Raw genomic sequence first — 14,920 nt, 5'->3', positions numbered from 1 at the left:
CAAACCTATGTTGAAGGGCCTTGATAACATGGTTTTGAATGAAATAAGGATCTAGCCCAATATCCATCAGCGCTAGCAGCTATCTATTTTGATGTGTTTGGTGGGTTATGCCCTCTCGGCAGGCGCCAGCCAATGGCGCGCGGCCGCCATCACGCAGTGGGTCAGCCGCTCCAGGCCCGCCTGGGCAGAGCGGGCGTGCACCCAATACAGCGGCATGTCCATGCCGGTGCCGGGCAGCAACTCCACCAGAGTGCCGGCGTCGAGCTGGCGCTGGATCAGCGACATCGGGTGCATGCCCCAGCCCATGCCCGCTTCGCAACCTCGCACGAAGCCGTCGTTGGACGGCAAAAAATGCTTGGGCGGGTTGCGACGCGAGGCCAGGCCCCGTTGCTGCAGCCACTGCTCCTGCAGGCGGTCCTTGCGGTCGAAGGTGATCATGGGTGCACGGGCGATGGCCTCGGCGCTGACCCCGCCCGCAAAATGCTGCGCCACAAACGCCGGGCTGGACGCCGCCACGTAGCGCACCGATCCCAGGGGCCAGGTGTTGCAGCCCGCGATGGTGCCCGCGCTGGCCGTCACGGCGGCCAGCACATCGCCTTCCTTCAGTCGCTGGGCCGTGTGGTCCTGGTCATCGATGCGGATGTCCAGCAGCTCGTTGCCGCCGGCCGTGAAGGCGGCCATGGCATCCATGAACCAGGTGGAAAGCGAATCGGCATTCACCGCCAGCTTCAGCGTGGGGGGCGCGGCCTGGCCGTCGGGCATCAGGGTCGGGTTGGTGCGGCGCAGTTCGTTTTCGAGCAGCGCCACCTGCTCCACATGCAGGCACAGCCGCCGCCCGGCTTCGGTGCCGGTGCAGGGCGTGCCGCGCAGCACCAGCACCTGGCCCGTGCGTTCTTCCAGCTGCTTGATGCGCTGCGACACCGCCGAAGGCGTGACGTGCAGCCGGCGCGCGGCGCGTTCGAAGCTGCCTTCGCGCACCACGGCGGCAAGGGCCTGGAGTCCGGTGTAGTCGAGCATGAAGAGTTGCTAACTTTGATTCAGGTGAATTAATTTTACTTAATGGCGCGCACTGCCAAGAATCGGTGGCATGTGGACTGCCAATGTTTCTTCTTCCTGGCTCGCCGGTTTCACCGTCTGCCTGTCGCTCATCGTGTCGATCGGTGCCCAGAACCTGTATGTGCTGCGCCAGGCCGTGAGCGGCCAGCATGTGCGCGCCTGCGTGGCCTGGTGCGTGGCCAGCGATGCGCTGCTGATTGGCGTGGGCGTGGCCGGCATGGCGCAGTTACTGGGGCGCTCGCCTGCGCTGGCTTATTACCTGAGCGTGGGCGGCGCGGCCTTTTTGCTGGCCTATGGCCTGTTCGCCTGGTGGCGCGTGCTGACTGCGCCCGACGCCAGTCTCGGCACGGCCCACGGCGTGGCGCCGCGTGGCCTGCTCAGCGTGCTTGGCACCCTGGCGGTGATCACGCTGCTCAACCCCCATGTCTATCTGGACACCGTGGTGCTGGTGGGATCGATCGGTGCGCGCCAGGATGGCGGGCTCAAGTGGATCTTTGTGATGGGGGCTGCCTCGGCCAGTCTGGTGTGGTTCGCTGCCCTGGCACTGGCCGGGCGGCGGTTGCAGGGGCTGTTTGCCAACCCCCGCGCCTGGCGGGCACTGGACGCGCTGACCGGCTGCATGATGCTGGCGCTGGCGTGGTGGGTGTGGCAAGGGGTTGCCGACTGAAAGGGGCCGCCAAAGCCGGCCGCAGCGGCGCATCGCAACGTGCGTCTTGCGCCACCGGCCACCGGCCAGTCACCAGTGACCAGTGACCAGTGGCGCGGAGGGCGCGGTGGTCGAAGATACTAGAAGGCCCGTTTTTTGATGATTTGCTCCTGCGGGAGCGGCGCCATACGGCCCGCTACCATTACCCTTGCCATGGATCCACGCACCGTGAAACAGTATTTTCTCGCCCGCCACTCCTGGTTTGTCGTTGTGGGTGGACTGGTGGTTGCCGCCTGCGCCCAAGCGGCAGATCCGGCCGCTGCGCCCACGCTGGTGCCCTCGGGGGATGGCGCCTCTGTCATCGATCTGCGGGCCCGGCTGGTCTGGCCGCGCTGCGTGGAGGGGATGCAATGGACCGGCAAGACCTGCACTGGCACCCCGCAGCGGCTGGACTATGCGCAGGCCGCAGCCTTGGCCCATGCCCGCTGGAAGGCCGACGGCGTGCGCTGGCGGCTGCCGCGCGTCAACGAGCTCAAGCGGCTGGTGGACAAGACCGCCCGCCCGCCAGGGCCCAACCCGGTGCTTTTCCCGGCCACCCCGCCCGACTGGCACTGGTCGGGCACCGCCAATGTGCAGGCGGGCTCGGGCAATCCGTACAACTATGGCAACGTCATGGAGAGCCGCGCCGCAGGGGGCGCTGGCGGCATGGCTTTTCGTCAGGGCTGGGCGGTGAACATGGCAACCGGGGAAAGCCGCGCAGACGTGGGCAAGGGCTCCCGGCTGCTGGTGCGGCTGGTGCGGCCCCACGAACCAGTCCCGGCGCCTGCCGAAGGTGCACGGTGACGGTGGTTTGCGGTGGCAGGACGGGCCTGGGCAGCGCTGGTCAGGGGCGCATTTTGGAATGTTTGCAAAATTTGCCCGCAGCGCAATAGGAGTAAGCGCCTTGTGCTATGAAAACAGGAGTTAAGTGGTCGGCTGATGACGCCCGTGCACAAGGGCTGTGAGGCTCTCCATGCTGGGCGTCTGGCGCGGCGCAGAGGGACTCAACTGCATGCACAGCCGGTTGAACCACAGCCACCAGCGGCAGCCGGTGCTGCCTCGAACTGGGGAAACAGCACGTTGTTTTCCAGGTGGATGTGGTTGATCAGGTCATCGCCAAATTGCGCAATGCCCGCGTACAGGGCGCGCCAGGTGTTGCACGCGCCTGCGGGGGGCGTGGCGTCATGGGTCAGTGCGTTCAACTGGTCGAGGGCCGTGCCATGGTCCACATGCTCGGCCCGCATCATGCCGATGGGCTGGCCCACGAACGGGTTGCCGCCCGACTTGAGCATGGGAAACAGAATGGCTTCTTCCTTTTGCATGTGCGAGAGCAGCTCTTGCTCTATTTCTTCCAGCAGATCGGCCAGCCCGGCGGGCACATCGGCGTTGTCGCGGTGCACGGCTTCCACCCGGCGGGCCATGCGAATCAGCTCGGGCAACTGCACGCGGTGTACGTCATGGTAGCGCGTGAGGATGTGGTCCACCAGTGCGCCCGGTTCACGCATTTCGGGAACGGCGCTGGGGCGTTGCAGGGCGGCCAGCTCGGACAGCACGGCGTTCACGTCCAGTCCTTTATCGGCAGCGGCCGTTGCCAGGGGCACCTGGCCGCCACAGCAAAAATCCAGCTTGAGGCGGCGAAAGACGGCGGTGGCGCCGGGCAGCTGCACCGCAATCTGGCCGATTTGCTGATCGGCACTCAGGGCAACTGTGGCGGGCGCGGTGGTTTCCAGACGGGCGTTCATGGTGTGGTCCTTTAAAGGTTCATTTGGTGTGAATATTTTATGGCATAAAATTCATGCGAACTATCTCTTTTAATTGATCTACGGCAATCGAATGCGTCTGACCCAATGGACCGACTACACGCTGCGCGTGCTGATGTATTGCGCGGCCAGCGAAGGGCGTGTACAGCCCGTCACCATCACCGAGGTGGCGGAGAGCCATGGCATTTCACGCAGCCACCTGACCAAGATTGTCCAGGAGCTGTCCGCCCAGGGGCTGCTGGAGACCACGCGCGGGCGCGGGGGCGGCATGCGCCTGATGAAGCCCGCGGGCGACATCAACATCGGTGCCGTGGTGCGCGCCACCGAAACCGATTTCAATCTGGTCGAATGTTTTGACCCAGCGCACAACCAGTGCCGGCTGAACAGCCACTGTCACCTCAAGGGGGTGCTTGGGCAGGCCATGCAGGCCTTCATCGCCGTGCTGGACAAGGTGACGCTGGCCGACCTGCTCACCGAGCCCCACAGCGTGGTGGCGATGCCCCAGTCGCGTCGGCTGGCTGCGGTGCGGATGGTGCCGGGGTTGCCAGATGCGGCCGCGTAGCTTGCGGCTGAAACGCGCTGCTGGCAGGGGATGTGGCCGGGTGTGCCAGTCCCCGTCCATCTTTGCGCCTTTCAGGGGCGTACCACTTCCAGAACGCGGTCCAGTCCGCCCTGGTTGATGGCAATCCTGGCCTGCGCGCGCACGGCGGGCTTGGCGTGGTAGGCCACCGACAGGCCCGCGGCGCCCATCATGGGCAGATCATTGGCGCCGTCGCCCACGGCAATCGTTTGCGCGGGCGAGATGCCCATGAGCGAGGCCACCTCCAGCAGGGTGCGGCGCTTTTCGGCCCCGTCACAGATGTCGCCCCACGACTGGTCCACCATGCGGCCCGTGAGCAGGCCGTTTTCCACTTCGAGCATGTTGGATCGGGCAAAGTCGATGCCCAGGCCCGCCCGCACGCGGTCGGCGAAAAAGGTAAAGCCGCCCGACACCAGCAATGTGGTCAGGCCTGCAGCCTTGGCGGCGGTGATCAGTTCCTTGGCGCCGGGGTTAAAGCGCAGGCGTTCCGAGAACACCTGCTCCATGTGGCCTACGGTCACCCCCTTGAGCAGGGCCACGCGCTGGCGCAGGCTTTCCTTGTAGTCGGTGATCAGGCCCTGCATGGCGGCCTCGGTGATGGCCGCTACTTCGGCCTTGCGGCCGGCGGCATCGGCGATTTCGTCCACGCACTCGATGTTGATGAGGGTGGAGTCCATGTCGAAGGCGATGAGCTTGTAGCTCGAAAGGGACAGCGGGGCGCAGAGGTCTTGAACAACAAGGCCGGGGGCGAATTCGGTGGCGTGGGTCATGAAAAACGGGGCTGTGTCATGGATGCGAAGGCCGCCATGTTAGCCCGCCGACCAGGGGCCCACGCTGTTCCCGTACTCCGAGGGGCGGCCGCCAAAGGTCAGTGGGGGCATGGCGGGCGGGCGCCAATGCAGGCCGATCAGGTGGATGTGTATCAATGGGTGGTGGCGTGGGCGGCGTTGTTTACTTCGGAGGCCCAAGGTAGAGCGGGTCGGACCAGGTGGCCAGCCATTGCGGCTTGAAGGCCACAAAGATGGCCGTGAGCATTCCCGTGACAAACGCATCACCCCAGGCCATGAGCCAGCGGGCCACCAGCGAGAGTTCATCGCCCACCCCGGGCAATTGGTGGCCGCTCCATTGCGAGAGCGCGCCCGAGGCAAAGAGACACAGCACCGTGCCCAAAAAGGCGCGGCCCAGCACATAGACGAAGAGGTGGGTTCCGACGAAGCGCCGCACCAGCGCCCCCAGGATCAGCGCCAGGGTGGCGGGCACCACGCCTTGCCAGGCGATGGCTCCCAGAGCCTCGGGCCACCCCATGGCGGGTGATAGCAGGCTGGCGATCACGCCCACCACCAGCAGCACCGGCATGGCCAGGGGCCAGCCCAGCATCAGCACCACCAGGCAGGCGCCCGACCATTGCAGTTGCAGCGGCATGGCATGCAGCGTGGGCAGGGCCCACAGCCAGGGCAGGAACACCAGGGTGGCGAGCAGGGGCGTCCACAGTGCGGACGGCGCGCCATGCGTCTCGTGCGCGAGTGGCTTGCCGTTTGCCAGCATGCGCCAAGGCTGCGCTGCCATGGCCGCAACCAGCGCGATGAGGACCAGAGCGGTTTCCAGCCACATGGTTCTGCTTACTATTCTATTGATAGCTGCTGGTGCTTGATAGATAAGCGCTAGAGCCCAATTTCATTCAAAATTTCCATCATGCAGCCACCAGCGGCTGCCCCAGGCAGCGCAAAATGTCGCGCACCATCTGCGCCCGGTCTTTCGGGTCTTTCAGCTCGCGCTCGATGCGCAGCTTCTCGTTGCCCGCCAGTTTGATGTGTTTGTTCTTCTGGATCAGCTCGATGATGCGCATCGGGTCGATCGGCGGCTGGGGCTTGAAGGTGATGGTGATGACGCCCGGCGCCGCATCCACCTTCACCACGCCGTAGGGCTGGCTCAGCACGCGCAGGCGGTGCACGTCGATCAGGGTCTGCGCCTGCGGCGGCAGCTTGCCAAAGCGGTCCACGATCTCTTCGAGCAGGCCGTCGATCTGGTCGGGCGTCTTGGCCGTGGCCAGCTTCTTGTAGAACGACAGGCGCAGGTGCACGTCGCCGCAGTAGTCGTCGGGCAGCAGGGCGGGGGCGTGCAGGTTGATGTCGGTGGTGACCGACAGGGGCGAGAGCAGGTCGGGTTCTTTGCCTGCCTTGAGCGCCTTGACGGCTTCATTGAGCATCTCGTTGTACAGCTGAAAGCCCACCTCCAGCATGTTGCCGCTCTGGTTCTCGCCCAGCACCTCGCCCGCGCCGCGGATCTCCAGGTCGTGCATGGCCAGGTAAAAGCCGCTGCCAAGTTCCTCCATGGCCTGGATCGCATCGAGCCGCTGCTGTGCCTGCTTGGTCAGGCCCTCGGTGTCGGGCACCATCAGGTACGCATACGCCTGGTGGTGGCTGCGGCCCACGCGCCCGCGCAGCTGGTGCAGCTGCGCCAGGCCGAACTTGTCGGCGCGGCTCATGATGATGGTGTTGGCCGTGGGCACGTCGATGCCGGTCTCGATGATGGTCGAGCACAGCAGGATGTTGTAGCGCTGGGCCACAAAGTCGCGCATCACGCGCTCCAGATCGCGCTCGGGCATCTGGCCGTGGGCCACGGCGATGCGGGCCTCGGGCAATATCTCTTCGAGCTTCTGGCGGCGGTTCTCGATGGTCTCCACCTCGTTGTGCAAAAAGTAGCACTGCCCGCCGCGCTTGAGTTCGCGTAGCACCGCTTCGCGGATCACGCCCGTGCCCTCGTTGCGCACAAAGGTCTTGATCGCCAGGCGGCGCTGCGGCGCGGTGGCGATGACCGACAGGTCGCGCAGGCCTTCCAGCGCCATGCCCAGCGTGCGGGGGATGGGCGTGGCCGTCAGCGTCAGCACATCCACCTCGGCGCGCAGGGCCTTCATCTGCTCCTTGTGGCGCACGCCAAAGCGGTGCTCCTCGTCAATGATCAAGAGGCCCAGGTTGTGGAATTTGGTGGACTCAGACAGCAGCTTGTGCGTGCCCACCACGATGTCCACCGTGCCATCGCCAATGCCCTTGATGGCGGCGGTGATCTCCTTGCCTGAACGGAAGCGCGACACCTCCGCCACCTTCACCGGCCACTTGGAAAAACGGTCCACCAGCGTTTGGTAATGCTGCTCGGCCAGCAGCGTGGTGGGCGCAAGAAACGCCACCTGCTTGCCGCCGGTGACGGCCACGAAGGCCGCACGCAGCGCCACCTCGGTCTTGCCAAAGCCAACATCGCCGCAGACCAGGCGGTCCATGGGGCGGGGCGAAATCATGTCCTGGATGACCGCGTGGATGGCGGCGTTCTGGTCGGCCGTTTCTTCAAAGCCGAAGTCGTTGGCAAAGGTTTCGTAATCTTGCGGCGAGTAGCGGAAGGCATGGCCTTCGCGCGCGGCGCGGCGGGCGTAGATGTTGAGCAGCTCGGCCGCGCTGTCGCGCACCTGCTCGGCGGCCTTGCGCTTGGCCTTTTCCCACTGGCCGCTGCCCAGCTTGTGCAGCGGCGCCTCGTCGGCGCTCACGCCGGTGTAGCGGCTGATGAGCTGCAGCTGGCTCACGGGCACATACAGCACGGCCTTTTCGGCGTATTCGAGGTGCAAGAACTCCTGCATGGCGGGCGAGCCGTCGGGGTTTTTGTTGCCCACGTCCATGTTGACGAGGCCCCGGTAGCGGCCGATGCCGTGCTGGCTGTGCACCACGGGGTCGCCCACGTTCAGCTCTGACAGGTCCTTGATCAGCGCCTCGACATCGCTCACCTGCTCTTGCTTCTTGCGCCGGCGCGTGGTGGGGCCGGCGGCAAAAAGCTCGGTCTCGGTGACGAAGTCGATGCCGTCCGCTATCCAGCTGAAGCCCACGGTGAGGCCGGCCGTGGCAATGCCCACCTTCTCATCGTCCGCGCCCTGGAACTCGGCCAGCGAGTCGAAGGCCGGCGGGTTCACGCCGCTGGCGCGCAGAAAGTCGAGCAGGCTCTCGCGCCGGCCGTCGCTCTCGGCCAGCAGCAGCACGCGGTGCTGGGTGTTGCGCAGGTGCGCGTGCAGGCGGGCCAGCGGGTCGTCGGCGCCACGCACCACCGACAAATCGCCCAGCTTCTGGAAATGCGGGTTGTCGGCAACGTCCTCCAGCGCAGGGCGGATGGACAGCTGCGCATGCAGGTTGGCGCGCGTGTAGAACTGGTCGATGGACAGGAACAGCGACTCGGGCGGCAGCGCCGGCCGCTCCGGGTCGCCCTGGATCAGGCGAAAGCGGTCTTTCGTGTCTTGCCAGAAGCGCTGGAAGGCCGGTTCCAGGTCGCCATGCAGCACCACCGTGGCCTCGCCACCCAGGTAGTCGAACACCGTGGCGGTGTCGTCGAAGAACAGCGGCAGGTAGTACTCGATGCCCGCCGTGGCCACGCCGTTGCCCATGTCTTTGTAGATGCGGCTCTTGGTCGGGTCGCCCTCCAGCATCTCGCGCCAGCGGCTGCGGAATTTGGCGCGCGCCTCGTCGTCCATCGGGAACTCGCGGCCGGGCAGCAGGCGCACCTCGGGCACGGGGTACAGGCTGCGCTGGCTGTCGGGGTCGAAGGTGCGAATGGAGTCGATCTCGTTGTCGAACAGGTCCACGCGGTAAGGCACCAGCGAGCCCATGGGGAACAGGTCGATCAGCCCGCCGCGCACCGCGTATTCGCCGGGGCTCACCACCTGCGAGACATGGCTGTAACCCGCCAGCGTGAGCTGGGCCTTGAACTTGGCCTCGTCGAGCTTTTGCTTGACCTGGAAGTGGAAGGTGTAGCCCGCCAGAAACGACGGCGGTGCCAGCCGGTACAGCGCCGTGGTGGCGGGCACCAGCACTACATCGGCCTCACCTTGCGAGATGCGCCACAGCGTGGCCAGCCGCTCGCTGATCAAATCCTGGTGCGGCGAGAAGGTGTCATAGGGCAGCGTCTCCCAGTCGGGGAACAGCGCGCAGCGCAGGCCGGGCGCGAAGAACGCCATTTCTTCGATGAGGCGTTGCGCGTCGGTGGCGTCGGCCGTGACGATGGCTGTGGTGCGGCCTGCGGCCTTGTCGCGCTCGGCCAGGCGGGCCAGCAGCAGGGCATCGGCGCTGCCCACGGGGCGGGGCAGGGTGAAACGTTTTCCGGGGGAGAGTTTGGGCAGTTCCATGCGGACGGTATCGTCTGGGCCCGCCGCATCCCCTGGGGCGCGAAACGCGCGCGGGCTGGATGGGTGGGCAACAGGAGATTTTAGAATGCGCGACACATGACTGCTCCGCTCCCACACCCACCGCTCGCCCCCTTGTCCGCCCACGGGCGCTTTTGGGCGCTGGTGCCTTGTGCGGGCATGGGCCTGCGGGCCGTGCCACCTGCCGCCACGCCCGGCGCGGCATTGGTTGCCCCGGCCTTGCCCAAGCAATACCACCTGGTGGCAGGGCACCCCATGGTCATGCACACCCTGGCGGCTTTTGCGGGGGTGAACCGCTTGCTGGGCACGCTGGTGGCGGTGGCGCCGGGGGACCATTTTCTGGACGCCTACGCCCACCCCGCGTTCTTCACCGTGGAATGCGGCGGGCCCACGCGTGCGGATACCGTGCTGGGCGGCTTGCGGGCCCTGGCGGAGCGTGGTGCACAGCCCGACGACTGGGTGCTGGTGCATGACGCGGCACGCTGCCTGGTGACATCCCAGCAGATCGACACTCTGATCGACACCTGCCAGCACGACGGCGTGGGTGGTTTGCTGGCGCACAAGCTGGCCGACACGCTCAAGACATCGATTGACGGACCCGGCGGCGTGCGCGTGGCCTCCACCGTGGACCGCAGCGACAAGTGGCTGGCGCAGACGCCGCAGATGTTCCGCATGGGAGCGCTCCAGGCGGCCATCGAACATGTGGGCTCGGGCGCCACCGACGAAGCCAGCGCCATGGAGGCGATGGGCCTGCACCCGCGGCTGGTGCCAGGGGGGGCGCAGAATTTCAAGGTGACTTATCCGGACGACTTTGCCCTGGCGGCCGCCGTGCTGGCACAGCGGGCGCACGGCGCCACATTGGATCGTTTTGGTGGCGCGCGCGGGCAGGCGGCTGCGCCCTTTGACAAGAAGAACATGTTTTGAGGCCCTTTTAACGACCCTTCACGGGCGAAAGTGATTCGATGAATTTCAGGATTGGTGAAGGCTGGGATGTGCATGCGCTGGTGCCCGGGCGCCGGCTGGTGATTGGCGGGGTGGAGATCGCCCACAGCATGGGCCTGCTGGGCCATTCGGATGCCGATGTGCTGCTGCATGCCATCACCGATGCCCTGCTGGGGGCGGCGGCCCTGGGTGATATCGGCAGCCATTTTCCGGACACCGACGCGGCATTTCGCGGCGCGGACTCGGGCGTGCTGCTGGCAGAGGTGGCGCGCCGGGTGCGGGCCGCGGGCTACGACATCGGCAACATCGACAGCACGGTGGTGGCGCAGTCGCCGCGCCTGGCCGCGCATATTCCCGCCATGCGCCGGTGCATCGCGGCCGCAGTGGGGGTGGATGAAGCGCAGGTCAACGTCAAGGCCAAGACCGCCGAACGCCTGGGCCCGGTGGGCCAGGGGCTGGCCATGGAGGCACGGGCGGTGGCGTTGCTGGTCAGGGCCTGACCGGGCACCGGCGTGTTTTGGCGTGCAAAGCGGGCATGGATGAAAGACTCTCAGCCTCTCAGTCCATGTGGTCCTCGGCCCGGCGGCGGGGAAGCTGCCGCTTGACGGAGGGGCGCTGCAGGCGTTGCTTGGGGTCTTCGCCTTCGGGCATGTTGATGGCCCGCTGCAACTGGATATGGGCCACCAGACCACCGGTGCTGGAGTTGGCCAGCGCAAAGATGCCGCCCATGCGTTGCACCGTCTTGTCCACGATCGACAGGCCAAGCCCGGCACCCGCGGCGGCAGTGCGCGCCGAATCACCGCGAAAGAACGGCTTGGTCAGGTTGGACAGCTGCTCGGGTGGCACGCCAGGGCCGTGGTCGCGCACCTTGATCAGCACCCAGTTTTCGCGGCCCTTGGCGGCAATGTCCACATGGGTGACGGTCGTGTCCACCGTCTTGCCGTAACGGCGCGCGTTCTCCAGCAGGTTGGAGATCACGCGCGCCAGCTCCACTTCGTCGGCCAGCACGTTCAGGTCTTCGGGGACGTCCATCGTGATCTGCAGCTCGCGATGGTCCTGCACCGCATAGACGCAGGACGACACCACGCCGTGCAGGTTGACGGGGGTGAGCGTGACGTGGTCGGGGCGGGCGTAGTCCAGAAACTTGTCGATGGTGGCATCGAGCTGCACGATGTCGGCCACCATGTGTTCGCGCGCTATTTCGTCCACCACGCTCATTTCGGTTTCGAGCCGCAGCCGCGCCAGGGGTGTGCGCAGATCATGCGAAATGCCGGCCAGCATGACGGCGCGGTCCTGCTCCAGCTTGGCAAGCTTTTGTGCCATGCGGTTGAAGCCGATGTTCACCTCTCGGATTTCGCTGGTCACCGCTTCTTCGTCCAGGCGGCTGGCGGCAAAGTCGCCATCGCGCACGCGGTTGGCGGCATAGGAAAGCTGCTTGAGCGGCTGGTTGATCAGCCGCGCAATGGCGGCAGCGCCGGCCAGGGACAGGGCGCCTGCCGTGATCAGCCAGATCAGCCAGGTGCGGCCACCGGCAGGGCTGAAGCGTGAGCGGTCCATCAGCAGCCAGTTGGGGTCGCCGTTGATGTTGAAGCCGACCCACAGGCCGTTTTCGCCGTTGACGTTCTGGGCCACGACGGTGTCCGGGCCCAGGCGCTGGGTCAGTTCGTCGGTGAGGCGGTTGCCCAGCGCGGTGCTGTCGAGCAGCGTGAATTTGTCGCCCGGCTCGCGCGGCAGGATGCGCACCCCCTCCTGGTCGGCCATGGTCTTGATGAGCGACACGCGTGCGATGGCGTCGGCGTGCACCAGGGCCGCGCGGCTGAGGTTGACCAGCGAGGCAATCTGCTGCGCCGTGTGCAGCGTGCGCGGCTCGAATTCCAGCGCTCGCAGCGTTTGCAGCCAGGCCAGGATGCTGCCCACCAGCAGCAGCGCCAGCAGAAAGAAGGTGCGCCAGAAAAGGTTCAGCCCCACGCGCGCGCGTTGCTCGCGCGCACGGCGCAAGGATTCCAGCGGCGCGGGGCTGGTGGCGTCGGAGGGAACGGTCACCGGCTCCTGGGGCGCTGCCACCGACGGGCCTTCGGGTTTGCGCATGGACAGATCAGTTCGTTCCGTCCGGTACGAAAACATAGCCCACGCCCCACACCGTCTGGATGTAGCGCGGCGCTGCGGCGTCCACCTCCACCAGCTTGCGCAGGCGCGAAACCTGCACGTCCAGGCTGCGGTCGAAGGGCTCGAACTCGCGGCCGCGTGCCAGCAGCGCCAGTTTTTCGCGCGACAGGGGCTGGCGCGGGTGGCGCACCAGGGCCTTGAGCATGGCGAATTCGCCGGTGGTCAGCGGCAGCTCTTCGCCATTGCGCTGCAGTGCGCGGGTGCCCAGGTCGAAGGTGAAGGGGCCGAAGGTGACTACTTCGTTGTCGCCCGATGGGGCGCCGGGCGCCTCTTGCGCGGGGCGGCGGCGCAGCACGGCATGCACACGCGCCAGCAACTCGCGGGGGTTGAAGGGCTTGCCCAGGTAGTCGTCGGCGCCCACTTCCAGGCCCACGATGCGGTCCACGTCCTCGCCCTTGGCGGTGAGCATGATGATGGGCGTGCGGTCATTGGCGGCACGCAGGCGCCGGCAAATGGACAGACCGTCTTCGCCGGGCATCATCAGGTCGAGCACGATGAGGTCGACCGTCTCGCGCAGCAGCAGGCGGTTCAGGGCCTTGCCGTCTTCGGCGACCATGACTTCAAAGCCTTCTTGGGTCAGGTAGCGGCGCAGCAGATCGCGGATGCGTGCATCGTCGTCCACCACCAGAATCTTGTCGGTACGGTTGGTTGATGTAGCCATGGTGAGTGCGGGTCCAATTTGTAACAGAGCCGATTCTGACCAGCTTCAGCCGCGAAGTTCGGTTTTTTGCCCTGTGTTTGACCAAGTGTTACAAGTTTTGCCCCAGCGAGCAGGCCGCTCACGCCCGGTTTACGCTGGCGATTTCTGCAGCGGTTACTGTAGTGGCCTGTGCGGCCCGGTGTGGGGTTGTGCGCTGATCGCAAGGATATTTGCCGGTATGAAAAATGCTATTCGTTTGATAGCTGCTAGCGCTTTAATGGTGAGCGCTGGAGCCGTTTTTTCTCAAAATTCTCAGGCCGTGGAGCCGCACAACGTGGTGCAGCTGGCGGCGTCTGGCACGGTGGAGGTGCAGCAGGATTTGCTGGTGCTGGCGCTGTCCACCAGCAAGGAGGGCGCGGACGCGGCCACCACGCAGGTGCAGCTCAAGACAGCGTTGGATGCGGCACTGGCCGAGGCCAAGCGCAATGCGCAACCCGGGCAGATGGATGTGCGCACCGGCCCCTTCGGGCTGTATCCGCGCTACGGCAAGGACGGCAAGATCAACGGCTGGCAGGGCCGGGCCGAACTGGTGCTGGAGGGCCGCGACTTTGCCCGCATCACCGCCACGGCCGGAAAAATCCAGACCATGGCCATCAGCCAGGTGGGCTTTGCCTTGTCGCGCGAGGCCCGCGCCAAGGTGGAGGGCGAGGCCCAGACCCTGGCTATCGAGCAGTTCAAGACGCGCGCCGCTGAGTTGAGCCGCGGGTTTGGCTTTGCCAACTACAGCCTGCGCGAGGTGTCCGTGAACAGCAACGAGATGTCTCCCGGTCCGCGCCCGCGCGCCATGGCCATGGAGGCCAAATCGGCAGCGTTTGCCGATGCACCGGTGCCGGTGGAAGCGGGCAAGGCGCAGGTGGTCGTCAATGTGTCGGGCTCGGTGCAGATGCGCTGAATCTGTTGGAACGATGCGGCGACCTTATTTTTTGCATGAAAATGGCCTCTAGCGCTTATGTGGAAAGCGCTATTAGCTATTGAAACGGGAGCAATTCGGGCGGCGCCAAAGGCTTGAGCAGCCTTGCCATTGGCTCTCGCGCCGCTGGCTTGATGCCGGTTACTGGGCCACCCAGCCGCCGTCCATGTTCCAGGCTACGCCGCGCACGTTGTTGGCTGCGGGGGAGCAGAAGAACACGGCCAGCTCGCCCAGTTCGTCGGGCGTGGTGAATTGCATGGAAGGTTCTTTTTCGCCCAGCAGCTGCCGCGTGGCTTCTTCGTTCGAGATGCCGTGTTCTACGGCCTTGGCGTCCACCTGTTTTTGCACCAGCGGCGTCAGCACCCAGCCGGGGCACATGGCGTTGCAGGTGACGCCAGACGTCGCATTTTCGAGCGCCGTCACCTTGGTCAGGCCCACGATGCCGTGCTTGGCCGCCACGTAGGCCGATTTTTGCGCGGAGCCGACCAGTCCGTGCACCGAGGCCACGTTGATGATGCGACCCCAGTTGGCCGCCTGCATGGCGGGCAGGGCCAGGCGCGAAGTGTGAAAGGCGCTGGTCAGGTTGATGGCGATGATGGCGTCCCAGCGCTCTGCGGGAAAGTCTTCAATGTTTGCCACATGCTGGATGCCGGCGTTGTTCACGAGGATGTCCACGCGCCCGAACTGCGCGGCGCTGTATTTCATCATGTCCTCGATATCGGCCGCGCGGCTCATGTCGGCGCCGTGGTAGGCCACCTGGGCGCCTGCTGCCTGGCCGGCAGCCAGCACCTCGGCGCGCGGGCCGTCCGCGTCGCCAAAACCATTGAGCACGATGTTGGCGCCCTGGCGGGCCAGGGCCTTGGCGATGCCCAGACCAATGCCACTGGTGGAGCCGGTTACGAGTGCGGTTTTGCCGTTGAGCATGCGAGTTTCTCCGAATGAATTACG

The 14,920-nt window shown here is 65.8% G+C and carries 14 protein-coding genes; 6 read left to right on the top strand and 8 right to left on the bottom strand.

The window, feature by feature from the left end; translation table 11 throughout:
* Positions 1 to 105: 105 nt before the first annotated feature.
* Positions 106 to 1,017, bottom strand: coding sequence for an HTH-type transcriptional regulator ArgP (locus CCX87_RS11435; protein WP_087746435.1), 912 nt, complete (start codon positions 1,015 to 1,017; stop codon positions 106 to 108).
* Positions 1,018 to 1,087: 70 nt separating this feature from the next.
* Between CCX87_RS11435 and CCX87_RS11430 the strand changes: the two genes are divergently transcribed.
* A complete protein-coding gene (locus tag CCX87_RS11430; protein ID WP_087746434.1) occupies positions 1,088 to 1,723 on the top strand; it encodes a LysE/ArgO family amino acid transporter in 636 nt (211 codons plus the stop codon).
* Positions 1,724 to 1,915: 192 nt separating this feature from the next.
* Positions 1,916 to 2,545 (top strand): Lcl C-terminal domain-containing protein, encoded by a 630-nt coding sequence (locus CCX87_RS11425; protein ID WP_087746432.1) that lies wholly within the window; start codon positions 1,916 to 1,918, stop codon positions 2,543 to 2,545.
* A 200-nt stretch (positions 2,546 to 2,745) separates the two neighbouring features.
* Here CCX87_RS11425 and ytfE read toward each other — a convergent pair whose 3' ends face one another.
* The gene (gene ytfE, locus CCX87_RS11420; protein WP_087746430.1) at positions 2,746 to 3,483 is read right to left on the bottom strand and encodes an iron-sulfur cluster repair protein YtfE; all 738 of its coding nucleotides are present in this window, start codon (positions 3,481 to 3,483) and stop codon (positions 2,746 to 2,748) included.
* A 91-nt stretch (positions 3,484 to 3,574) separates the two neighbouring features.
* Here ytfE and CCX87_RS11415 point away from each other — a divergent pair, with 91 nt between their 5' ends.
* A complete protein-coding gene (locus CCX87_RS11415; RefSeq protein WP_087746428.1) occupies positions 3,575 to 4,063 on the top strand; it encodes an RrF2 family transcriptional regulator in 489 nt (162 codons plus the stop codon).
* Positions 4,064 to 4,134: 71 nt separating this feature from the next.
* On the opposite strand, the gene serB is transcribed toward CCX87_RS11415, so the two are convergent.
* The 3 genes from serB to mfd form a co-directional block, all read right to left on the bottom strand.
* Complete coding sequence (serB, locus tag CCX87_RS11410) at positions 4,135 to 4,851, bottom strand: phosphoserine phosphatase SerB (RefSeq protein ID WP_087746426.1); 717 nt, start codon at positions 4,849 to 4,851, stop codon at positions 4,135 to 4,137.
* A 181-nt stretch (positions 4,852 to 5,032) separates the two neighbouring features.
* A complete protein-coding gene (locus CCX87_RS11405; RefSeq protein ID WP_087746423.1) occupies positions 5,033 to 5,692 on the bottom strand; it encodes a hypothetical protein in 660 nt (219 codons plus the stop codon).
* Positions 5,693 to 5,771: 79 nt separating this feature from the next.
* The gene (gene mfd / locus CCX87_RS11400) at positions 5,772 to 9,236 is read right to left on the bottom strand and encodes a transcription-repair coupling factor (RefSeq protein ID WP_087746421.1); all 3,465 of its coding nucleotides are present in this window, start codon (positions 9,234 to 9,236) and stop codon (positions 5,772 to 5,774) included.
* A gap of 96 nt (positions 9,237 to 9,332) precedes the next feature.
* Here mfd and CCX87_RS11395 point away from each other — a divergent pair, with 96 nt between their 5' ends.
* A complete protein-coding gene (locus CCX87_RS11395; protein ID WP_087746419.1) occupies positions 9,333 to 10,178 on the top strand; it encodes an IspD/TarI family cytidylyltransferase in 846 nt (281 codons plus the stop codon).
* 38 nt (positions 10,179 to 10,216) lie between these two features.
* The gene (ispF, locus tag CCX87_RS11390; RefSeq protein ID WP_087746414.1) at positions 10,217 to 10,696 is read left to right on the top strand and encodes a 2-C-methyl-D-erythritol 2,4-cyclodiphosphate synthase; all 480 of its coding nucleotides are present in this window, start codon (positions 10,217 to 10,219) and stop codon (positions 10,694 to 10,696) included.
* A 58-nt stretch (positions 10,697 to 10,754) separates the two neighbouring features.
* Here ispF and CCX87_RS11385 read toward each other — a convergent pair whose 3' ends face one another.
* Together CCX87_RS11385 and ompR are read right to left on the bottom strand one after the other, a co-directional pair.
* A complete protein-coding gene (locus CCX87_RS11385; RefSeq protein WP_087746407.1) occupies positions 10,755 to 12,284 on the bottom strand; it encodes an ATP-binding protein in 1,530 nt (509 codons plus the stop codon).
* 7 nt (positions 12,285 to 12,291) lie between these two features.
* Positions 12,292 to 13,023 (bottom strand): osmolarity response regulator transcription factor OmpR, encoded by a 732-nt coding sequence (gene ompR, locus CCX87_RS11380; RefSeq protein WP_087746405.1) that lies wholly within the window; start codon positions 13,021 to 13,023, stop codon positions 12,292 to 12,294.
* A 217-nt stretch (positions 13,024 to 13,240) separates the two neighbouring features.
* Between ompR and CCX87_RS11375 the strand changes: the two genes are divergently transcribed.
* Entirely contained in the window at positions 13,241 to 13,954 is a 714-nt protein-coding gene (locus tag CCX87_RS11375; RefSeq protein WP_087746403.1) for an SIMPL domain-containing protein, read from the top strand.
* Between the two features lie 159 nt (positions 13,955 to 14,113).
* On the opposite strand, the gene CCX87_RS11370 is transcribed toward CCX87_RS11375, so the two are convergent.
* Positions 14,114 to 14,896, bottom strand: a complete 783-nt coding sequence (locus tag CCX87_RS11370; protein WP_087746401.1) for a 3-hydroxybutyrate dehydrogenase — start codon at positions 14,894 to 14,896, stop codon at positions 14,114 to 14,116.
* Positions 14,897 to 14,920: the final 24 nt, after the last annotated feature.

The organism is Acidovorax sp. T1, assembly GCF_002176815.1.
In the GTDB taxonomy this organism is placed as follows: Bacteria; Pseudomonadota; Gammaproteobacteria; order Burkholderiales; family Burkholderiaceae_C; genus Acidovorax.
Note: the sequence above shows the minus strand (reverse complement) of the source record. Positions and strands in the feature narration are given on the sequence as shown.